Genomic DNA, 21,833 nt, shown 5'->3' on the forward strand with positions numbered 1-21,833 from the left:
TTCAATCCCTCAATGATGCCTGGAATCGCTCTTTTAATGCCTCTACACATTTGGCGACGGTAGCGGCAATCTCCTCTTCTTCAAGTGTACGGCTGGTATCCTGAAGGATCAGGCTGATAGCGAGGCTCTTATAACCCTCCGCAACACCCTTACCGCGGTACACGTCAAACAAGTTTACGCCAACTACCTGATTTACGCCAACTTTCTTACATTCGGATAAAATATCCGCTGCGGGAACGTTTTCTGCCACAACAACAGCGATGTCACGGCGGTTCGCCGGGAAGCGAGAAACTTCACGCGCCTGAGGCACCACGCGGTCTGCGAGCTTATTCCACTCCAGTTCGAACACCAGAGTGCGACCGTTCAGATCCAGTTTACGTTCCAGTTCAGGATGAACAACCCCAATGAAACCAATACGTTCACCTTTCAGATAAATCGCCGCAGACTGACCCGGATGCAGGGCTGGATTCGCTTCAGCTTTGAACTGGATGTCCGCCAGTTTGCCGGTCAGGTCGAGAACCGCTTCCAGATCGCCCTTCAGATCATAGAAATCAACCGTCTCTTTCGTCAGATTCCAGTGTTCATCATGACGGTTGCCGCAGATCACGCCCGCCAGCATCAGATCCTGACGGATCCCAAGGTTAGCCTGCGTATCTGGTACAAAACGCAAACCCGTTTCAAAAATACGCACACGGTTTTGCTGACGGTTTTGGTTATAAACCACCGTTGACAGCAAACCGGTCCACAGAGACAGACGCATTGCTGACATATCGATAGAGATTGGGCTTGGCAGCAGCAGCGCCTCTTCTCCCGGATGCAACAGCGACTGGACTTTAGGATCAACAAAGCTGTAGGTGATAACTTCCTGGTAGCCTTTATCATTCAGCATGGTTTTAACACGTTTCAGCGAGAGGTCCGCTTCACGATGCTCACCCATGATGAGTCCTGCCTGAATTGGGGTATTCGGGATATTGTCGTAACCGTATACGCGGGCGATTTCTTCGACCAGATCTTCTTCAATCTCCATATCGAAACGCCAGCTCGGCGCGACAGCCTTCCACTCGCCCTGGCCTTCAGTCACTTCACAGCCCAGACGACGCAGAATATCGCTCACCTGCTCATCGGCAATAGGGTGGCCGATCAGGCGATCCAGTTTGCTACGACGCAGCGTAATAGTGGCACGCTTCGGCAACGTCGCTTCGTTGGTCACATCAATCACTGGGCCGGCTTCGCCGCCACAGATATCAATCAGCAGACGCGTTGCACGTTCCATTGCTTTGTACTGCAGCGCAGGATCGACACCACGCTCATAACGGTGAGAAGCATCGGTGTGCAGGCCGTGACGGCGCGCGCGACCGGTAATAGACAGCGGACTGAAGAACGCGCATTCCAGCAGAACGTTTTGCGTTTCATCGTTCACACCAGAGTGCTCACCACCAAAGATCCCCCCCATGGCCAGCGCTTTGTTGTGGTCAGCAATCACCAGCGTATCCGCACTCAGTTTTGCTTCACTGCCGTCGAGCAGGACCAGGGTTTCCCCTTCTTTTGCCATACGCACGACAATTCCGCCTTCAATGCGATCTTTGTCGAATGCGTGCATCGGCTGGCCCAGTTCGAGCAGCACATAGTTAGTCACGTCAACCACTGCATCGATGGAACGAATACCGCAACGGCGCAGTTTCTCTTTCATCCACAGTGGCGTAGGCGCTTTCACGTTGATACCTTTCACCACACGCCCCAAATAGCGTGGGCACGCGTCAGCAGCATCGACCTGAATAGGCAGTACATCGTTAATGGTCGCCGCTACCGGGGTGATTTCCGGTTCAACCAGCGGAGCTTTGTTCAGCACAGCCACATCGCGCGCAACACCGATAATGCCTAAGCAGTCGGCACGGTTCGGCGTAACGCTGATTTCAATGGTGTTATCGTTGAGTTTCAGATATTCACGGATGTCGGTGCCAATCGGCGCATCGGCAGGCAGTTCAATAATACCGTTATGATCGTCGGAAATACCCAGCTCAGAAAACGAGCACAGCATGCCTTCAGACGGCTCACCACGCAGTTTCGCCGCTTTGATTTTAAAATCACCCGGCAGAACGGCACCAATGGTCGCTACCGCAACTTTCAGTCCCTGGCGGCAGTTCGGCGCACCACAGACGATATCCAGCAGGCGATCGCCGCCGACATTCACTTTGGTGACGCGCAGTTTGTCAGCGTTCGGGTGCTGACCGCACTCAACTACTTCACCGACAACAACACCGTTAAATTCACCGGCAACGGCTTCCACACCATCAACTTCCAGGCCCGCCATCGTAATTTGGTTTGACAGCGCATCGCTATCAATTGCTGGGTTAACCCATTCGCGTAACCACAGTTCACTGAATTTCATTGTATTACCCTGCCTTTATTTAAACTGTTTGAGGAAACGCAGATCGTTTTCGAAGAAAGAACGCAGATCGGTAACGCCATAACGCAACATGGTCAGACGCTCCATCCCCATGCCGAAGGCAAAACCGGAGTAAATTTCTGGATCGATACCGACGTTACGCAGCACGTTCGGGTGAACCATACCGCAGCCCAGTACTTCCAGCCATTTTCCGTTTTTACCCATGACGTCAACTTCCGCAGAAGGTTCAGTGAACGGGAAGTAAGAAGGACGGAAACGAACCTGCAGATCTTCTTCAAAGAAGTTACGCAGGAAATCGTGCAGCGTACCTTTCAGGTTGGTGAAGTTGATATTGGTATCAACGATCAGGCCTTCCATTTGATGGAACATCGGGGTGTGCGTCTGATCGTAGTCGTTACGATATACACGGCCCGGCGCAATGATGCGGATCGGCGGCTGTTTTTCTTTCATGGTGCGGATCTGCACGCCGGAGGTCTGCGTACGCAGCAGACGCGTTGCGTCAAACCAAAAGGTATCGTGGTCGGCACGCGCCGGGTGATGGCCAGGAATATTCAGCGCGTCAAAGTTATGATAATCGTCCTCAATTTCTGGACCTGTTGCCACGGTAAAGCCCAGCTCACCGAAGAAACTTTCAATCCTGTCGATAGTACGTGTTACCGGGTGCAGTCCACCATTTTCGATACGGCGTCCCGGCAGGGAGATATCGATAGTTTCTTCAGCCAGGCGCGCGTTCAGTGCAGCATTTTCTAATTCGGCTTTACGCGCGTTCAGCGCTTGCTGTACCTGCTCTTTGGCTTCGTTGATTACCGCACCTGCTGCCGGGCGCTCTTCTGGTGGCAGCTCGCGCAGGGTTGTCATCTGAAGGGTCAAGTGCCCTTTCTTGCCCAAATATTCGACGCGGACATTGTCTAACGCGGCAACATCTGAAGCCTGGTTAATGGCGGCCGTTGCACTGGCAACCAGCTCTGCGAGATGTGACATGGTTTTCCTCGTTATGTTGCGATATTCACTAGTCGCTCGTATATACGCAAAATCATTCAAGTTGTATCAAGGCGGCAAAAGAGCGAATGCAGCCAACACAGAGACAACTTGAAGGATGACGCGTATAAAAAAAGCCTCCACCAGGGAGGCTTTTAGGCGCTGTTTTCCGTTTCTTCTTTCACGCGCAAGCCTCCTGAGTTCAGGTGCTAAAGTAAAAGAAGAAGCGGAAAATAGCAGCATTCATGCTTGCGTTACCTTGTGTGGTAAAAACCGGACAACCTTTATTGAAAAGGCTTACGGATAAATTGTCAACCAATTGATTGAACTACAAATAAAAGAGAGGGAGCCAGGCTCCCTCTTTTCACCGGCTTATGCCAGAGCTGCTTTCGCTTTTTCGACCAGAGCGGTGAACGCTACTTTGTCGAATACTGCGATGTCAGCCAGGATCTTACGGTCGATTTCAACAGAGGCTTTTTTCAGGCCGTTGATGAATTTGCTGTAAGAAATACCGTTCTGACGTGCTGCTGCGTTGATACGCGCAATCCACAGTTGACGGAACTGACGCTTTTTCTGACGACGGTCACGATAAGCGTACTGGCCAGCTTTGATAACAGCCTGGAAGGCAACGCGGTATACGCGAGAACGCGCACCGTAGTAGCCTTTAGCTTGTTTCAAAATTTTCTTGTGACGTGCACGGGCAACTACACCACGTTTTACGCGAGCCATATGTGCTCTCCTGTCTCTATATTCTTAGTAAAAAAATGAATTAAACGTTAACGGCTTATGCGTACGGCAAGCACGCGATAACCAGACCCAGATCGCCTTTAGACACGAGGCCTTTTGGACGCAGGTGACGTTTACGCTTAGTAGATTTTTTGGTCAGAATATGACGCAGGTTTGCGTGCTTACGCTTAAATCCACCACCACCGGTTTTTTTGAAACGCTTAGCAGCACCGCGTACGGTCTTAATTTTTGGCATTTTAATAACTTCCACTTCGCATTGTTAATAAACGAAACGTAGGCGAACAACGGCTGTGGAACCCGCAGGCTCCACAGACATTGCTACTTGAAGGCCTTACTGTTTCTTCTTAGGAGCGAGCACCATGATCATCTGACGGCCTTCGATCTTCGTTGGGAAGGATTCGACTACTGCCAGTTCACTCAGATCGTCACGGACGCGGTTGAGCACTTCCATACCGATCTGTTGGTGGGCCATCTCACGACCGCGAAAACGCAGCGTGATCTTAGCCTTATCGCCATCTTCCAGAAAGCGTACCAGGCTGCGGAGTTTTACCTGGTAATCGCCATCGTCGGTGCCAGGACGGAATTTAATTTCCTTAACCTGGATAACTTTTTGCTTTTTCTTCTGTTCCTTAGAAGACTTACTCTTTTCATAAAGGAACTTGCCGTAGTCCATAATACGACAAACTGGCGGTTCGGCGTTAGGGCTGATTTCAACTAAATCTACTCCAGCTTCTTCAGCCTTTTCGATCGCTTCTCTCAGACTCACAATACCCAAAGCTTCGCCTTCCAGACCTGTTAAGCGAACTTCCAGGGCGCGAATCTCGCCATTGATACGATTCGGACGTGCCGTTTGAACTCGTTTTCCGCCTTTAATACCTTATTCCTCCAGTTGTTGAAGACTGCGGCTGCGAATCTCTTGTTGCAGCTTCTCAATCACTTCATTTACGTCCAGGCTGCCCAAGTCTTTGCCACGACGGGTGCGCACGGCAACTTTGCCTGCTTCTACCTCTTTGTCGCCACAGACCAACATGTAAGGGACACGACGTAAAGTGTGCTCGCGGATTTTAAAGCCTATCTTCTCATTTCTCAAGTCTGCATTTACACGAATACCCGCATTTTGTAGTTTCTGCGTTAATTCGTTGACGTATTCAGACTGAGAATCGGTAATGTTCATGACCACAACCTGAACCGGCGCAAGCCAGGTCGGGAAGAAGCCGGCGAACTCTTCAGTCAGGATACCGATGAAACGTTCCATAGACCCAAGAATTGCGCGGTGAATCATAACCGGCACCTGACGTTCGTTGTTTTCGCCAACATAAGAGGCGCTTAAACGGGACGGCAGGGAGAAGTCCAGCTGTACAGTACCGCACTGCCATGCACGATCGAGGCAGTCATACAGGGTAAATTCAATTTTCGGACCGTAGAACGCGCCCTCACCCAGTTGGAACTCAAACGGGATGTTATTTTCTTCCAGCGCAACGGCCAGGTCAGCTTCAGCACGGTCCCACATTTCATCGCTGCCGATACGTTTTTCGGGGCGAGTGGACAGTTTGACGACGATTTTCTCGAAGCCAAAAGTGCTGTACATATCGTAGACCATACGAATGCAAGCGTTAACTTCATCACGAATCTGCTCTTCAGTACAGAAGATATGTGCATCATCCTGAGTAAAGCCACGTACACGCATCAGACCGTGCAGCGCACCTGACGGCTCGTTACGGTGACAGCTACCAAATTCAGCCATACGCAACGGCAGATCACGATAGGATTTCAGACCCTGGTTAAAGATCTGAACGTGGCCCGGGCAGTTCATGGGTTTAATGCAGTATTCACGGTTCTCAGACGAGGTAGTGAACATCGCATCTTTGTAGTTGTCCCAGTGACCTGTTTTTTCCCACAGCACACGGTCCATCATGAACGGACCTTTAACTTCCTGATACTGATATTCTTTCAGTTTCGAGCGAACAAAAACTTCCAGCTCGCGGAAGATAGTCCAGCCATCGTTATGCCAGAACACCATACCCGGTGCTTCTTCCTGCATATGATACAGGTCAAGCTGCTTACCGATTTTGCGATGGTCACGCTTGGCTGCTTCTTCCAGACGTTGCAGGTATGCATTCAGGGCTTTTTTGTCGGCCCATGCAGTACCATAAATACGTTGCAGCATCTTGTTGTTGCTGTCGCCGCGCCAGTATGCCCCTGCGGTCTTCATCAGTTTGAAGTGATGACAGAAACGCATGTTCGGCACGTGCGGACCACGGCACATATCGACGTATTCTTCATGATGGTACAAGCCAGGCTTGTCATCATGGGCAATGTTTTCATCAAGAATAGAGACTTTATAGGTCTCACCACGCTTCACGAAGGTTTCGCGCGCTTCGTACCAGCTGACTTTCTTCTTAATGACATCGTAGTTTTTCTCAGCGAGCTCGTGCATCCGCTTCTCGAGCGCGTCGACATCTTCCTGGGTTAACGTACGGTCAAGATCGATATCGTAGTAAAAACCGTTGTCAACAACCGGTCCGATCGCCATTTTGGTGTTCGGCCAAAGTTGTTTGATCGCATGCCCTAACAGGTGCGCACAAGAGTGACGAATGATCTCCAGACCTTCTTCATCCTTCGCGGTGATAATGGAGAGTTTCGCATCATCTTCAATCAGATCGGAAGCATCTACCAGCTCACCGTTAACACGGCCAGCAATAGTCGCTTTCGCCAGACCTGGACCGATGTCCAGCGCAACATCCATGGGGCTTACAGCGTGGTCGTAATGGCGTTGGCTGCCATCAGGAAGAGTAATAACAGGCATGTTATATCCTTATTTGCAGTGGTGCCCCACACGTAAGAGCACATACAAAGATTCAATATTTAAAATTATCAAAAAGGTCTGGGCTGATTCCCGCTTCACTCTGCGAAATATGTCACAGGTCACCTGACAGGCAACGCTGGACCTACGCCCGTTTTTTGATAACACCGTTTGACAGTGTACACGGCATTACGAGCCGATCAAAGCTGCAATCAATGCGCTTTCCATGATGTAAATCAATTCACGGACACCCTTCTATCTTTGTTACACTAAGTCGAATGGTCTGACCTGGGCAGGAAAAGAACAATGCCAACAAATCGTTTTGCCAAAAAACACGGGAAGATGGTTGTAATACTGCTGGTTATTTGTGCGGCAATGCTGATGCTACGCTGGGCAGCCATGATCTGGGGTTAAACGTCAGAAGTACTATGCCAACCTGAGCAAATATATTCTACAGACTGTTAATTGTGTTTAATTATGACGGTAATGCTGAAATGCCATTTTCAGGACAGCCTATTTATTCATTAAATTGAAAGCGTCTAAAAATGCGGGATGTCAGAAAAGCATCAAAAATAAAGCGCGGTTAGGATAATAAAAGTACTTAACGTTAATTTATAAAAGCCGGGCCATTTAACTGGCCCGGCTAACTATTACATCCGATAGCCGAGCGAAACCGTCGTGCGGCGATCGGTATGCTCCGGCGCGGTTGCCGGCGGTTCGGAGTTCCAGGTCACGTTGTACGCAACCTTCAATCCAAAGTGTTCGTTGATAGCAACATTCAAGGCCGTTTCAGAATTCAGCGTTGTATCATCGGCACCAAATACCGACACACCCTGCGTAAACTTGGTGTTGTCCGTCATCTGCCACGCATAAGCCCCGGACGCATAACCTAACGGCTGCGTTTCAGTGGTGCCATCAGTGTGCTCGTCATAACGTACACCAGGACCGAATTCAAAGCGGAAGCTGTGCACCGGTCCATTAAGAAACTGGCGACCATAACCGGCCGTTAGCACATCACGCTCACGATATCCGTTATAACGGTCTGTTAACCAACTGGCCTGACCAAAGAGATAGTCATAGTCAGTCATGTTGTAACGACTACGACCACCTACAGCATATTTCTCAGATGAACGTTCATCATTTGAGGAGGTGTTGCTGGCATTTCCCCACAGAGACCACGCCGTAGATTGACCATACCAGGTCATGGTGGTGTCTGCGGTTAAAGAAGAACTTTTTGTGTTGCCTGACTGGGCAAGATATCCCGCGTTCAGGTTACCTTCAAAGGGTTTTTTCGCGCTGGAAGGGTCATCCATGACAGTAAAAACGGAATCATCGGCGGCGGCATGCATTGACGCAAACACGCACCCCGTCAGCAATACTGCTGCGGGCACTGTCTTCAAAAGCTTCATTTATAAAGAGTCCGTACAACAAAAAAAGAGACCATAACGGTCTCGGAAACTTTCATGTGGATCAATGACAAAAGACCCTTGAAAGGTAACAAATTATAAAAAGACTCGAATAACATAGCAATAAATTCTTATTTCATTTTTTGAATAAGAGCGTTCTTAATCCTTTATTTTATTTATATATCTTTGGCACGAGAATTTTAAATAAAGCTGCGAGAAATCATGTTGTTAATTACTTCACTTTCGTGACGTTAAGTGCCAGACTGGGGTCAGCCTAACAGGAGGTAAAGATGGTACGTATCTATACGTTAACACTTGCGCCCTCTCTCGATAGCGCAACAATCACCCCACAAATCTACCCCGAAGGTAAACTTCGCTGTACCTCACCGGTTTTTGAACCTGGCGGTGGAGGCATCAACGTCGCCCGTGCCATTGCACATCTTGGCGGAACTGCAACGGCCATCTTTCCGGTCGGTGGTGCGACTGGCGAGCACTTAGTTTCTTTACTTGCCGACGAAAATGTTCCCGTCTCGACGATCGAAGCCAAAGACTGGACCCGACAAAATCTCCATGTCCACGTCGAATCCAGCGGTGAGCAGTATCGTTTTGTCATGCCCGGTGCCGCGCTGACTGATGACGAATTCTACCAACTGCAGGATCAGGTACTGGAAATTGAATCGGGTGCGATACTGGTCATTAGCGGCAGTTTGCCGCCCGGTGTACAAATAGAAAAACTGACCCGACTCATCACCACCGCACAAAAACAGGGCATTCGCTGCATTGTCGATAGCTCCGGTGAGGCGCTGACGGCGGCATTAGCCATCGGCGGTATCGAACTGGTAAAACCCAACCTCAAAGAATTGAGTGCACTGGTGAAACGCGAACTCACACAACCCGATGACGTTCGCAAAGCAGCACTGGAGATTATACAAAGCGGCAAAGCGCTTCGCGTTGTGGTCTCTCTTGGGCCACAAGGGGCATTGGGCGTCAATAAAGAAACATGCGTCCAGGTCGTCCCACCACCGGTGAAAAGCCAAAGTACCGTTGGCGCAGGCGACAGTATGGTCGGCGCGATGACGTTGAAACTGGCAGAAAATGCCCCGTTTGAAGAGATTGTGCGTTTTGGCGTCGCTGCGGGTAGCGCAGCAACGCTGAATCAGGGCACACGTCTGTGCGCGCTGGACGATACGCAAAAAATATATTCGTATCTTGCCCAGTGATTACACCATCCCCCTTATCAAGCATTAAGGGGGATTTACCGACAAAACTGTCGACATGTGTATTATGCGTCTATGATAAAAAATCACGTGATTACAAAGAAGTGAATCATGTTAAACCGAAAGTCGTCATTTCTCAGAGAGGTGTGGAAGCACGACATACAATAAGTGCCTTTCCAGCGATGACGCGTCTACGGTGTGCGTCAGTTCGTGTTTTTTTACCGCATTCTTGCGCTAACCTTATGATCTGGCAGACAACATGGGGAGAGACATCATGTGGCAGGCTATCAGTCGTCTTTTAAGCGAGCAATTAGGTGAAGGCGAAATCGAACTGCGTAATGAACTGCCCGGCGGAGAGATCCACGCCGCATGGCATTTACGCTATGCGGGGCGCGATTTTTTCGTCAAATGTGATGAAAGAGAGTTGTTGTCTGGCTTTACGGCGGAGGCAGACCAGTTAGAACTGCTTTCCCGGAGTCAAACCGTTTCTGTTCCCAAAGTCTGGGCAGTGGGTGCAGACAGAGATTACAGTTTCCTGGTTATGGACTTCCTCCCTCCCCGCCCGCTTGATGCCCACAACGCGTTTATTCTCGGACAACAACTTGCACATTTGCACGAATGGAGCGATCAGCCACAGTTCGGCCTCGACTTCGATAATGCACTCTCCACGACACCGCAACCCAATGCCTGGCAGCGTCGCTGGTCAACCTTCTTCGCCGAACAACGCATCGGCTGGCAACTGGAACTTGCGGCGGAAAAAGGCATCGCGTTTGGCAATATTGACGCCATTGTCGATCACGTTCAGCAGCGACTATCCTCCCATCAGCCACAGCCTTCTCTCCTGCACGGCGATTTGTGGTCGGCAAACTGTGCGCTCGGACCGAATGGCCCCTACATTTTTGACCCCGCCTGTTACTGGGGCGACAGAGAGTGCGACCTGGCAATGTTGCCGTTACATACCGATCAGCCACCGCAGATTTATGACGGTTATCAGTCTGTCTCGCCGCTACCGTTAGATTTTCTCGACAGGCAGCCTATCTATCAGTTGTATACGCTGCTTAATCGGGCAATTCTGTTTGGCGGGCAGCATCTGGTGGTGGCGCAAAAAGCGATGGAAAGGTTACTGGCGGCTTAACGTATAGATAGCCCGAAGGCAGCTTTGCTTATCAGGCCTGACGCTTCACGTAACCCAGGCCTGATAATATCGGACTTACAAAAAGCCCAGTAATGAAAAGAAGACATAGCCGATCACGATAACGATCACCGGCAAAATATAGAGCGGGAAGATTTGTAAAAAGATCGTATGGTGTGGCACGACAATACGCGACTCAATTTGCTCACGCGATAACCCCTCACTGCCTTTTGCCTGTTCCAGAATCAACTGATCTTCAACTCCCTCGCGTAAAAAACGCGCCTGACGACTCATTCTGGCGCCAGAGTCCTGCAATGCCAGACCGATGAATATCAGAATGAAAATCAACCAAAAAACAAGATTCAGTCCGGTCTGAAAATCCGGTGTCGGCGAGTTATACCAGAACAGGTTAAGAAACGGCGTATTCACACGCATCATGTCGATCATCACATGGGCAAAATCGAGCATGACTGCATTAATCCCTTCCTGCTTTTCGCTGTGCGCGTACATAAACTTCAGTACTGAAACCAGTGTTGAAATCAGCGCCGGGATGAAAATCACCCATCCCAGCAACCTTTTCAAGACAGCAATGCGTCCAGCTTGTTGATACGTCATGAGTTCCCCTTGATAAAGACGTGTCATTTTGGCCTAAGTTTACCCGTTGATAACCGTTTTCGCCTGATCTTTAAAGGCGGTATACTGCCAAATTAGCCATAATGAACGCTTAGAGCTCGTTCTGGTGGGCTCTTAATCCCTGTTATCACCCTAAAGGAGAGGTTGTGATGTCAACCCCGCGTCAAATTCTTGCTGCAATTTTCGATATGGATGGATTACTGGTCGATTCAGAACCGCTCTGGGATCAGGCTGAACTGGATGTGATTGCAAGTTTAGGCGTAGATATCACCCGCCGCCATGAACTTCCCGATACGCTCGGTTTACGTATCGATATGGTTGTTGATCTTTGGTTCGCACAGCAACCGTGGAATGGTCCCTCTCGTCAGGAGGTGACGGAACGCATCATTACACGGGCCATTGCGCTGGTAGAAGAAACAAGACCACTGTTGCCGGGCGTACGTGAAGCTGTAGCGCTATGCAAATCCCAGGGGATGCTGGTAGGACTGGCCTCCGCGTCACCGCTGCATATGCTGGAAAAAGTGCTGACCATGTTTGATCTGCGCGATAGCTTTGACGCACTGGCCTCGGCAGAAAAATTACCTTACAGCAAACCGCACCCGCAGGTTTACCTCGATTGTGCCCAGAAGCTGGGGGTATCCCCGTTATCTTGTGTTGCGCTGGAAGATTCCGTGAACGGGATGATTGCGTCGAAAGCCGCTCGAATGCGCTCAATTGTTGTCCCCGCCCATGAAAATCAGGATGATCTCCGTTTTGTGCTTGCCGACGTCAAACTGGCCTCATTGACGGAGCTCACTGCCGGGCATCTTCACGGTTAATCTCCCTCCGGGCAATGACCATATTGCCCTTTTCTTTGCTTGACCAATAAAATTAAAACACCGTTTCAATTTTATTGTATTTTTGTTCAACCTCTTCTATCCTTCTGCTATCGCAATGCATTAACAGTAAAAATAGCTGAGGTGAACATGGTTCTGGACGCGTTTCGTCTTAAGGATAAAGTCGCAATCGTCACCGGTTGTGATACCGGGCTTGGGCAAGGTATGGCCCTGGCGCTGGCTGAAGCCGGATGTGACGTGGTTGGCGTAAACCGCAAAATCCCGCATGACACCGAGGAAAAAATCACCGCAGTTGGTCGGCGCTTTATGGCCATTCAGGCCGACCTCAGCCAACAGGAGGCGCTGTCCAGCATCGTGACGCAAACTGTTGCGGTATTTGGTCGGGTCGATATTCTGGTCAACAATGCAGGTACGATTCGTCGCCAGGACGCGCTGGATTTTAGTGAAAAAGACTGGGATGACGTAATGAACCTGAATCTCAAATCCGTTTTCTTTCTGTCGCAGGCGGTGGCGCGTCAGTTCCTGGCGCAGGGTAACGGCGGTAAAATTATCAATATTGCCTCAATGCTCTCTTTTCAGGGGGGAATCCGCGTTCCGTCCTACACCGCATCAAAAAGCGGCGTGCTTGGGATCACCCGCCTACTGGCTAATGAGTGGGCAGCTCAGGGAATTAATGTCAATGCCATCGCACCAGGTTATATGGCGACAAACAATACGCAGCAGTTGCGTGAAGACAGTACGCGTAATCAGCAAATCGTCGATCGTATTCCCGCGGGGCGCTGGGGAACACCGGATGACTTACAAGGCCCGGTCGTTTTTCTCGCCAGCCAGGCTTCTGATTATATTAATGGTTACACGCTTGCCGTAGACGGCGGTTGGTTGGCGCGTTAATCGTGCATTTGTGACAAAGGGTTACAACGTCACCTCTTCCGCCTACTGTATAAAACCCCTATACTGTATGAATTGACAGTTTATTGGGTTTTATCATGACGGCGGAAGGCCACCTTCTTTTTTCTATTGCCTGTGCGGTATTTGCCAAAAATGCCGAGCTGACACCCGTTCTCGCTCAGGGTGACTGGTGGCATATTGTGCCTTCGGCCATTCTAACGTGTCTGCTGCCCGATATCGATCACCCGAAATCCCTGCTTGGGCAGCGGCTGAAGTGGATATCAAAGCCTATTGCCCGGGCATTTGGCCATCGCGGGTTTACACACAGCCTGCTGGCCGTCTTTGCCCTGCTGGCCACGTTTTACCTGAAAGTTCCGGATAGTTGGATAATCCCGGCCGATGCGCTACAAGGTATGGTGTTGGGCTATCTCAGTCACATACTGGCCGATATGCTGACCCCGGCAGGCGTTCCTCTGCTTTGGCCCTGTCGCTGGCGCTTTCGTCTGCCAATCCTCGTCCCGCAGAAGGGAAATCAGCTGGAGCGCTTTTTGTGCATGGCGCTGTTTGCCTGGGCCATCTGGATGCCTCAGACGATGCCGGAAAACAGCGCAGTGCGCTGGTCATCGCAGATGATTAACACGCTACAGATGCAGTTTAATCGGTTTATAAAGCACCAGGCTGATTAATAAAACAGCCAAAATGTCATTTTAGGTATAAATAATTCCATTTGAATATAAGAGGCAAGTCACAGTTCTGCTAATCTTGCGCCAACAGTATCACCATTACATGGTGATACGCATAATAAGATCAGGAGAACGGGGATGAACTTTCCATTAATCGCGAACATTATCGTGTTCGTAGTACTGCTGTTCGTGCTGGCGCAAGCCCGCCACAAACAGTGGAGTCTGGCCAAAAAAGTACTGGTCGGTCTGGTCATGGGCGTGGTGTTTGGTCTCGCCCTGCACACCATTTACGGGTCCGACAGCCAGGTACTGAAAGATTCCGTACAGTGGTTTAACATTGTCGGCAACGGTTACGTACAACTGCTGCAAATGATTGTTATGCCACTGGTTTTTGCCTCTATTCTCAGTGCCGTTGCGCGTCTGCACAACGCCTCTCAGTTGGGAAAAATTAGTTTCCTCACTATCGGAACGCTACTGTTTACCACGCTGATCGCCGCGCTGGTGGGTGTTCTGGTGACAAACCTGTTTGGTCTGACTGCTGAAGGGCTGGTGCAAGGCGGCGCTGAAACCGCACGCCTGACCGCCATTGAAACCAATTATGTGGGTAAAGTTGCCGACCTCAGCGTGCCGCAGTTGGTGCTGTCGTTTATCCCGAAAAACCCATTTGCCGATCTTACGGGTGCAAACCCGACGTCGATTATCAGCGTCGTTATTTTCGCGGCCTTCCTGGGCGTTGCGGCACTTAAACTGCTGAAAGATGATGCGCCAAAAGGCGAGCGCGTATTAACGGCTATCGATACCCTGCAGAGCTGGGTGATGAAGCTGGTTCGTCTGGTGATGCAACTGACTCCGTACGGTGTTCTGGCACTGATGACCAAAGTGGTTGCCGGTTCCAATCTGCAGGACATCATCAAGCTGGGCAGCTTCGTCGTTGCCTCGTATCTCGGCCTGGGCATTATGTTCGTCGTGCACGGCATCCTGCTGGGTATTAACGGCGTTAGCCCACTGAAATACTTCCGCAAAGTCTGGCCGGTATTGACTTTCGCCTTCACCAGCCGCTCCAGCGCCGCTTCTATTCCACTGAACGTCGAAGCACAAACCCGTCGACTGGGCGTCCCTGAGTCCATTGCCAGCTTTGCCGCCTCTTTTGGTGCAACGATTGGTCAAAACGGTTGTGCGGGTCTGTACCCGGCGATGCTGGCCGTGATGGTGGCACCCACTGTCGGTATTAACCCGCTGGACCCAATGTGGATTGCCACGCTGGTGGGTATCGTGACCGTCAGTTCCGCAGGGGTTGCGGGTGTGGGCGGTGGCGCGACCTTCGCGGCACTGATCGTACTGCCTGCCATGGGTCTGCCGGTCACACTGGTTGCTCTGCTGATTTCTGTTGAACCACTGATCGATATGGGCCGTACTGCATTGAACGTTAGCGGTTCCATGACCGCGGGTACGCTTACCAGCCAATGGCTGAAACAGACCGATAAAACGATTCTGGACAGCGACGATCACGCCGAACTGGCGCATCGCTAAAAGCCTGTCTGTATAAAACAAAAAACCGCCGGTGAGTTGTTCCCCGGCGGTTTTTTTATATCTAATTAATCGCTCAGTTCATTTTCCTGGCGAATTTGGTTAGCCCAGCGCTGTGCCGACTCCGGAACCGTAAATGCAGGCGAACGCTGAAACGCCTCCCCCATTAAGACAAAAGCGACATATTTTCCGCGCAGTATCCATACGTCACGAAACGCATCCATTTTCACCGCATGCTCTGGTGGAGCTGGCTCCACACGAGGAACATAGCTGATAACCGGACGATTTTGTTGGCGAAGAGGTTTCATAATCAGTTGCTTCACTAAAGACAAATTCTAAAAATCTGAAAAACGCTATCTTAGCTGATTTTACCCTCGGACGGTGCAAAAACAGTGAATTCGTGAAGTGGGTGGCGATAACGGGGGGGACGGACTGGTTGCGGCAAATATCAATGACGCAGACAAAAAAATGCGGCGCACCGACGCGCCGCCAACTCAGGAATTAAACGTTCAGAAAACTGCCAAGACGATAACCGCGCTCCGCAATAGCGTATTTCAATGACGAAGACGTCAGTACGTCAAGCTCAGTTAAGCGGGGGTAACAGTAGGCACTTTGTCGAATGATGTCATCGATAAACGCCGGATGACACATCACTTCCAGCGAGGACTCTCCCCGGTCTGCGGACGCGTCCAGCGTCTGCAAGAACAGGGCCTCAGAAATCGCGTCGCCATAAAACTCACTGCTAAATCCCTGGGAGGTACGCAACGTTTCCGGTAAATCGGACGCCAGGAACACCGTTTGCCGATCGATCCGCAACGCAACACCCCTCTCCGCGGCAAAACTGGCGACAATCGGGAAAATCTGCGGGAACATATGCACGTGGTGATGACTATCCAGATGCGTCGGCTCCCGCCCGAACAGGTCAATAAAACGCTGATACTGTGCAGCCAGCTCCTGAGAAATCTCGTCCAGCGGCAATGTATCTTCCTCTGCCATCTGCCAGATCCATTTCCCTAACACACCGTCACGCGTCAGACCCGGCATCGCCGTTAACGGTTTGCCAAGCGTCAGGACAAAGTGCATCCCAACGGCAAGTTCCGGTAAATCGCGACTAAGCTGTACCGCATGCTCTATCGCCTCGCCATTCACCAGAGCAGTGGTTGAGGTGACAATGCCATTGCGACAGGCTTCAACAATGCCGTAGTTTTGCCCTTTGCTCAGGCCAAAATCATCCGCATTCACAATCAGTACGCGTTCCATAGCCAACCTCAGTTAGTGTTGTTCGCTTTTAAGCTTCTCGATGCATCCAGCGAAATTTGGCAGCCATTTTTCATGCGCCAGGATCAGCTCACGGGCAAGAATTTCAGCATCAGTGTCTGAATGCACCAGTGGACTCAGGTTTAACGCCAACAGTACATCATTCAACTCGCCGCTCAGTGCTGCGTTGCTCGCCGCCACTTCAAAACCTTTAATGGTATAGATAAGGCCCAGGACCTTTTCATCGAAATGGGTGATACGTGGGTGCGGAGTTGCACCATTGCGTCCCAGCGTGCAGGTCATCTCAACAGCCCAGTCCGCAGGAATATTATCAACATGACCATGATGAGGAATGTTGACGTAATGCTCGGTCTGCTTGTCGTTGTAGATAGCATTGATGACTTCACACGCGGCATCAGAGTAATAAGCCCCGCCACGCTGTTCCAGCTCTTTCGGTTTAACATTCAACTCAGGATTTTTATACAGATCAAACAGTTGCTTCTCAACTTTTTGTACTACCTGTGCACGTGCGCCACCTTTGTAATATTCACCCATTTCAATCGCCAGCATCTCTTTTGGCTTGAAGTAATACAGCAAATACGAGCACGGCAGCAGTCTCAGTGAACGAATCAGACCTTCACTGAACGGCAGATCGAAGATGTTCTTCACGCCAGAGGCTTTCAACTGACCCGACGCCACGCCGTCCAACAGTTCATCAAAACGTGACACACCGTTGACCAGAACATCCTTAATAAAGACCATATGGTTCAGACCAAACAGATCGATGGATAAATCATCACTCTGTTTCAGCGCCAGGACGTCGCTGATAAACATCTTCATACCGATCGGAATATTGCACACGCCGATAAACTTCTTGAAGTTAGTATGGCGATAGACCGCTTCAGTTACCATGCCAGCCGGGTTGGTAAAGTTAATCACCCACGCATTCGGACACAGTTCTTCCACATCCTTCACAATGTCAAAGATCACCGGAATGGTACGTAGTCCTTTAAACAGGCCTCCAGCACCGTTAGTTTCCTGCCCCAGATAACCATGGCTCAGAGGGATACGTTCATCCTGTTCACGAGCCTTAAGTTGTCCTACGCGCAACTGCGTGGTGACAAAATCAGCATCTTTCAGCGCTTCTCGGCGATCCAGCGTTTTATACACTTTCATCGGGACGCCAGCTTTATCAATCATGCGCTGGCAGAGGTCAAAAATAATGTCCAGCTTCTCTTTACCACCGTCGACATCCACCAGCCACAATTCAGAGACCGGTAATTCATGATAACGCTTAATAAAGCCTTCAAGTAATTCAGGGGTGTAGCTGCTCCCGCCACCGATAGTGACGACTTTTAATTTCTGGCTCATAATTTCTCCCTTCAGTGTAAAAACACTGACACGTATTATGCTCAACCCATTCGTCAGGTATAGCGTGGCAGTCCCAGCGCTATTTTGGGCAAGCTATAAAAATTGGTTATTGGTAAATAAAATTTACTGATTAAATTCCGTTAATTTCTTACGGTAGCTATTGGGTGTAAACGACGTCAGCTTTTTAAACGTTTTAATAAACAGGCTCGGACTACTGTAACCAGCCTCATAGGCAATATCAGTTACAGAATAGTTAGTCATTTCCAGCTGCTTTTTAGCAAAATTAATGCGAATTTCATTAATAATCTGCATTGGCGTTTTACTGTAATAACGCTGGGTTGCACGGGTCAGATACTCCTGGGATTTTGCGGACAGGTGTATCATATTTTCCAGCGCATTTTCGCTGAACTTCCTTTTGTCATGCATGCTTTCCACGGTAGTTTTAAGCCATTGTGGAATATCATCCAGCACCTGTTCTTCCCGATGATGGCGTAACCGATTAATAATATAGAAGGTGACCACTTCTACAAATTCATCCAGTCCGCTTTCACGAAAGTTCAGTGATGCTATAACCGTTTCGATGTAGGTAAGAAACGAGCTGTTCGCCCGATACACCTGCGATGCAACAAAACAAAATGGTAGCAACGGGTGGTAGTGCTGTTCAAAAAAACGTTTACTGATACCAACGTTAAGAATTCGCGTCGCGCCGAAATCATAGAAACTTTGATGGTGCGATCCCAACGGGATAAAGACAAAGTCTCCGCGCTCAAGCAGTACACGCTTACCGTTGATCTCCTGATAGTAACGTCCCGTTAAGACCAGGGTAAATTCGTAGTAATCATGCTGATGCAGCCCACTGATGCTCTCAGTTTTGTTATAGATGAACACATGAAAATTTTTGCCATTAAAAAGCTGCTGCTCATAGACGGTTTTGATTTCCGGTGCGTTAATCTGTAGCTGCATTCTGCACTCCTCGTTATTTCAGCTTCTCGTGAAGCTCAATCAGTTCTGTCACCAGTTCACGTGCCAGCATCGACGTCATCAGGTGGTCCTGTGCATGGACCAGCACCAGGCTGACTTTCATTTTACCTTCACCCTGATCGCCTTCAATCAGTTTGGTCTGGACAAGGTGTGCTTCGTTCAGCGCCATGCGAGACTGTTCCATCATGCTCTTCGCTGACTCAAAATCACCCTGTTTGGCCAGTTTGAGCGCGCCGTACGCCAGACTACGTGCCTGACCCGAGTTGATGATGAGCCCCATCACCACTTCTTCAAGCTCTTCAGCCTCTGACTGCGTATCGACGATATTTTCGATATCTAACATACTCTTTTCCTCTGGTTCAGTCCGGCATGGCCGCATAGCCATGCCGGATTAAATTTAGAATTTCAATGCGTTAGCGATATCTTCTTCGCTTTCTTCTTTATCAATCACGTTCTGAGCTTTGTTGGCGACGACCACGAATGGCAGGTACACCAGCGTTGCGATACCAAGGTTAAACAACGCGACCAGCAGAGCAGCGACGCTACCGTTGGTGTTAAAGAATGCGCCCAACCCGGTTGGCATCGTCCATGGTGCAATGTTGGTAATCGGTGGAATAATGCCTGTGTAATAAGCGGCCAGTGTAATCGCTGCCAGAATCGGCTGAACCAGGATGAACGGAATAAACATAACCGGGTTCATGATAATCGGCAGACCGAACAGAATGGGTTCGTTAATCTGGAACAGACCTGATGGCAGTGCCAGTTTTGCTACCTGACGATAATCAGCGCGACGAGAAGCCAGGAAGATAGCAATAATCAGACCCAACGTTGCCCCACTCCCTCCCAGGAAAATATAGGAGTCCAGCATCGGCTTCGCCCAGACGTGGAACGTCTTACCCGCTTCCAGTGCCGCGTCTACGGAACCAAACTGTTGGTAGATAGAGATGTTTTCCAGTGCCCAAGGGGTCATGATACCGCTGTCCAGTGCAGTCAGTGCCAAAGAACCGTGAATACCAAAGAACCACAACAGCGGAACAAAAATCACGTACGCCCAACCCACCACACTACCCAGTGACGCCAGCGGAGTTGAAATGGAATCCATGATGATCTGGTGGAAGTTCGTTCCCCAGGTGTTCAACGCCCAGGCGATGATCCCCATAATAGAGAGGATAATGAAGCCAGGAATCAGTGCAGAGAACGAGCGAGAAACAGAAGCCGGAACGCTATCAGGTAATTTAATAACCCAATTACGATGCACGACGAAGGTGAACATTTCCGCGACCACCAGGCCGATAATAATACCGGATATAATGTTTGCACCGCCCAACCAGTTAGCACCCACGGCATAGGCTTCGCCCACGCTGTAAGGTGTGACTGTCATAAATGCGGCGACAGATAATAAACCAGCAGCCAGTGCATCGACTTTGCGTTCTTCCGCCAACGCCATACCGATAAAGAATGGCGCCATCAATGACATAATACCCAGCGTACCGTTATAGACGTTCCCACCGATGCCTTTTAAACTATTTAGCGTTTCAATAGTTGAAGCATCAAGTCGAATGCCCATGGAATAAAAAAACGACCCCTCCCCAAAGCTCAGGAAAACGTTATTGATTAATACAAACATTGCCCCTGCGAGGGTTAACGGCATTAAACGAATAAAACCGTTTTTGATTGCATTAACGTGTGGCTGCTTTCCAATTTTTACAGCAAAAGGAAGGAGTACCTTTTCAAGTGAAGCAATAGCGTTACTCATAGAAAAATACCCTTAAATACCGCAATTAACAATTGCGGTGAATGTTAATGAAATAACTCTTTGACGGGAAAATTTAAAATAAAATAATTAATTTGCTGCGGCTTTTTTAATTGCTGCAACTGCAGCCTTAAGCACGCCTAAACCATCGACTTTGCCATACAACAGCGAGTCAATCACTTCTACAGGTTTGTTAGGTAACAAACGCTGAATTTCGGGCAACATATAAGCAATCTGTGGACCTAATAACACAACATCAGCTACTGGGCCTTTTTCTCCGGCCAGCGTTTCAGGAAACGCTTCAATGATAACCGGCACTTCGTATTTTTCAGCCTGAGCACGCATCTTCGAGACCAACAAAGAAGTCGACATGCCCGCAGAACAAAACAGATAAATGTGTTTCTTTTCCATTAAAACGATCCTCATGTGCGATTATCTGTGTACCAGACACTCCGCAAGCCATAACCTGCATCCATGCTCTGGGTAACTTGCGTCAGCTAAATTACTTTTTTAGGTGGCTGAAATGAGTATACGGGATTGCACCCGCGGATGGTATTTCATTGACCAACTAAATTGTCTCTCCTTGACCTGTGGTTATGACACCCCTCACACTTCAGGCAAATAATTCGCGACAATAAATAAGATCGCGTGACACAAAAAAACCGGCACAGTGGCCGGTTCTGCAGAGTGCTCAGGCAATAAACAGATGCAACTACTTCGCAGACTGCGGGTCGGTGTCGTACTCCGCACAGGTCTGGTAGCCGGAATTAATCACGTGCCCAGTATCATCTAATGCAACAAAATAGGTCTCTGCTTTACCATCTCGTTGACCCAGGATGTAGGTCTGACATGTACCACGCGCATGGATCATGCTGACTTCAGATGACGGTTTGCCGGCAATCTGCGCCACTTGCGCCCGACTCATCCCTTTCTTCACATCTTTCACCACGGGCTGCACAAATTGGTCTTTGGTACGATCGTAAGCCGTACACCCTGCCAGCATAGTCAATACCGCCGCTGCGCTCAGAATTCCTGTTAGATTCTTGTTCATATTCCGTCCTCTTGTTTTTCAGCGTGTTATATAAGCCTGGAGCACAACAACGCATTTTTCAAGCTGTCAGTGGATACTCGGGTCATTTCAGAAAATTCTATCAAAACAAAATGATGTTATATCCGGCTGCATCCCTTGTCGTTTGGGCGTCAACGCGTTAGCT

The 21,833-nt window shown here is 49.5% G+C and carries 24 protein-coding genes and 1 other annotated feature; of the genes, 7 read left to right on the top strand and 17 right to left on the bottom strand.

Going from position 1 to position 21,833, the window contains the following annotated elements; all coding sequences use genetic code 11:
• Position 1 precedes the first annotated feature (1 nt).
• The 7 genes from pheT to thrS all read right to left on the bottom strand — a co-directional run bounded on the left by pheT (position 2) and on the right by thrS (position 6,938).
• Positions 2–2,389, bottom strand: a complete 2,388-nt coding sequence (pheT, locus tag NNO03_RS06255) for a phenylalanine--tRNA ligase subunit beta (protein ID WP_271449092.1) — start codon at positions 2,387–2,389, stop codon at positions 2–4.
• 15 nt (positions 2,390–2,404) lie between these two features.
• Entirely contained in the window at positions 2,405–3,388 is a 984-nt protein-coding gene (gene pheS, locus NNO03_RS06260) for a phenylalanine--tRNA ligase subunit alpha (protein ID WP_137383362.1), read from the bottom strand.
• A 124-nt stretch (positions 3,389–3,512) separates the two neighbouring features.
• Positions 3,513–3,637, bottom strand: a sequence feature (Phe leader region).
• Positions 3,588–3,632: a pheST operon leader peptide PheM gene (pheM, locus tag NNO03_RS06265; protein WP_001386830.1), complete on the bottom strand. Its 45-nt coding sequence runs from the start codon at positions 3,630–3,632 to the stop codon at positions 3,588–3,590. Its footprint overlaps the feature before it by 45 nt.
• A gap of 120 nt (positions 3,638–3,757) precedes the next feature.
• Positions 3,758–4,114: a 50S ribosomal protein L20 gene (gene rplT / locus NNO03_RS06270; protein WP_003030578.1), complete on the bottom strand. Its 357-nt coding sequence runs from the start codon at positions 4,112–4,114 to the stop codon at positions 3,758–3,760.
• Positions 4,115–4,169: 55 nt separating this feature from the next.
• Entirely contained in the window at positions 4,170–4,367 is a 198-nt protein-coding gene (rpmI, locus tag NNO03_RS06275; protein WP_003030583.1) for a 50S ribosomal protein L35, read from the bottom strand.
• A gap of 96 nt (positions 4,368–4,463) precedes the next feature.
• On the bottom strand, positions 4,464–5,006 hold the full coding sequence (gene infC, locus NNO03_RS06280; protein ID WP_048997935.1) for a translation initiation factor IF-3: 543 nt from the start codon (positions 5,004–5,006) through the stop codon (positions 4,464–4,466).
• Positions 5,007–5,009: 3 nt separating this feature from the next.
• Positions 5,010–6,938: a threonine--tRNA ligase gene (gene thrS / locus NNO03_RS06285; protein ID WP_271449093.1), complete on the bottom strand. Its 1,929-nt coding sequence runs from the start codon at positions 6,936–6,938 to the stop codon at positions 5,010–5,012.
• Positions 6,939–7,241: 303 nt separating this feature from the next.
• Between thrS and yniD the strand changes: the two genes are divergently transcribed.
• Positions 7,242–7,349 carry a small membrane protein YniD gene (gene yniD, locus NNO03_RS06290; protein ID WP_271449094.1) on the top strand — a complete coding sequence of 36 codons (108 nt, stop codon included), beginning with the start codon at positions 7,242–7,244 and terminating at the stop codon, positions 7,347–7,349.
• Between the two features lie 236 nt (positions 7,350–7,585).
• Here yniD and NNO03_RS06295 read toward each other — a convergent pair whose 3' ends face one another.
• Entirely contained in the window at positions 7,586–8,344 is a 759-nt protein-coding gene (locus NNO03_RS06295; protein ID WP_137383363.1) for a YdiY family protein, read from the bottom strand.
• A gap of 287 nt (positions 8,345–8,631) precedes the next feature.
• Here NNO03_RS06295 and pfkB point away from each other — a divergent pair, with 287 nt between their 5' ends.
• Together pfkB and NNO03_RS06305 are read left to right on the top strand one after the other, a co-directional pair.
• Positions 8,632–9,561 (top strand): 6-phosphofructokinase II, encoded by a 930-nt coding sequence (pfkB, locus tag NNO03_RS06300; RefSeq protein WP_271449095.1) that lies wholly within the window; start codon positions 8,632–8,634, stop codon positions 9,559–9,561.
• Between the two features lie 271 nt (positions 9,562–9,832).
• The gene (locus tag NNO03_RS06305; RefSeq protein WP_101741711.1) at positions 9,833–10,693 is read left to right on the top strand and encodes a fructosamine kinase family protein; all 861 of its coding nucleotides are present in this window, start codon (positions 9,833–9,835) and stop codon (positions 10,691–10,693) included.
• Positions 10,694–10,768: 75 nt separating this feature from the next.
• Here NNO03_RS06305 and NNO03_RS06310 read toward each other — a convergent pair whose 3' ends face one another.
• Positions 10,769–11,305: a YniB family protein gene (locus NNO03_RS06310; RefSeq protein ID WP_271441126.1), complete on the bottom strand. Its 537-nt coding sequence runs from the start codon at positions 11,303–11,305 to the stop codon at positions 10,769–10,771.
• 167 nt (positions 11,306–11,472) lie between these two features.
• Here NNO03_RS06310 and hxpB point away from each other — a divergent pair, with 167 nt between their 5' ends.
• The 4 genes from hxpB (at position 11,473) to tcyP (ending at position 15,260) form a co-directional block, all read left to right on the top strand.
• On the top strand, positions 11,473–12,141 hold the full coding sequence (hxpB, locus tag NNO03_RS06315) for a hexitol phosphatase HxpB (RefSeq protein ID WP_271449096.1): 669 nt from the start codon (positions 11,473–11,475) through the stop codon (positions 12,139–12,141).
• A 147-nt stretch (positions 12,142–12,288) separates the two neighbouring features.
• On the top strand, positions 12,289–13,050 hold the full coding sequence (kduD, locus tag NNO03_RS06320) for a 2-dehydro-3-deoxy-D-gluconate 5-dehydrogenase KduD (protein ID WP_271441128.1): 762 nt from the start codon (positions 12,289–12,291) through the stop codon (positions 13,048–13,050).
• 95 nt (positions 13,051–13,145) lie between these two features.
• Positions 13,146–13,733 carry a metal-dependent hydrolase gene (locus NNO03_RS06325; RefSeq protein ID WP_170974385.1) on the top strand — a complete coding sequence of 196 codons (588 nt, stop codon included), beginning with the start codon at positions 13,146–13,148 and terminating at the stop codon, positions 13,731–13,733.
• 135 nt (positions 13,734–13,868) lie between these two features.
• Positions 13,869–15,260, top strand: coding sequence for a cystine/sulfocysteine:cation symporter (tcyP, locus tag NNO03_RS06330; protein WP_137383368.1), 1,392 nt, complete (start codon positions 13,869–13,871; stop codon positions 15,258–15,260).
• A 65-nt stretch (positions 15,261–15,325) separates the two neighbouring features.
• On the opposite strand, the gene cedA is transcribed toward tcyP, so the two are convergent.
• The 8 genes from cedA to osmE form a co-directional block, all read right to left on the bottom strand.
• Complete coding sequence (cedA, locus tag NNO03_RS06335) at positions 15,326–15,589, bottom strand: cell division activator CedA (RefSeq protein WP_071887334.1); 264 nt, start codon at positions 15,587–15,589, stop codon at positions 15,326–15,328.
• 169 nt (positions 15,590–15,758) lie between these two features.
• The gene (gene chbG / locus NNO03_RS06340; protein ID WP_271441129.1) at positions 15,759–16,517 is read right to left on the bottom strand and encodes a chitin disaccharide deacetylase; all 759 of its coding nucleotides are present in this window, start codon (positions 16,515–16,517) and stop codon (positions 15,759–15,761) included.
• Positions 16,518–16,529: 12 nt separating this feature from the next.
• Entirely contained in the window at positions 16,530–17,885 is a 1,356-nt protein-coding gene (locus tag NNO03_RS06345; protein ID WP_271449097.1) for a 6-phospho-beta-glucosidase, read from the bottom strand.
• Positions 17,886–18,008: 123 nt separating this feature from the next.
• The gene (gene chbR, locus NNO03_RS06350; protein ID WP_271449098.1) at positions 18,009–18,848 is read right to left on the bottom strand and encodes a transcriptional regulator ChbR; all 840 of its coding nucleotides are present in this window, start codon (positions 18,846–18,848) and stop codon (positions 18,009–18,011) included.
• A gap of 13 nt (positions 18,849–18,861) precedes the next feature.
• Positions 18,862–19,209: a PTS N,N'-diacetylchitobiose transporter subunit IIA gene (gene chbA / locus NNO03_RS06355; protein WP_202038820.1), complete on the bottom strand. Its 348-nt coding sequence runs from the start codon at positions 19,207–19,209 to the stop codon at positions 18,862–18,864.
• A gap of 54 nt (positions 19,210–19,263) precedes the next feature.
• The gene (gene chbC, locus NNO03_RS06360) at positions 19,264–20,622 is read right to left on the bottom strand and encodes a PTS N,N'-diacetylchitobiose transporter subunit IIC (RefSeq protein ID WP_040233680.1); all 1,359 of its coding nucleotides are present in this window, start codon (positions 20,620–20,622) and stop codon (positions 19,264–19,266) included.
• An 87-nt stretch (positions 20,623–20,709) separates the two neighbouring features.
• On the bottom strand, positions 20,710–21,030 hold the full coding sequence (gene chbB, locus NNO03_RS06365) for a PTS N,N'-diacetylchitobiose transporter subunit IIB (RefSeq protein WP_003832547.1): 321 nt from the start codon (positions 21,028–21,030) through the stop codon (positions 20,710–20,712).
• Positions 21,031–21,331: 301 nt separating this feature from the next.
• Positions 21,332–21,670: an osmotically-inducible lipoprotein OsmE gene (gene osmE / locus NNO03_RS06370; RefSeq protein ID WP_202038822.1), complete on the bottom strand. Its 339-nt coding sequence runs from the start codon at positions 21,668–21,670 to the stop codon at positions 21,332–21,334.
• Between the last annotated feature and the right edge of the window lie 163 nt (positions 21,671–21,833).

The organism is Citrobacter sp. Igbk 16 (assembly GCF_028069755.1).
Classification (GTDB): domain Bacteria; phylum Pseudomonadota; class Gammaproteobacteria; order Enterobacterales; family Enterobacteriaceae; genus Citrobacter.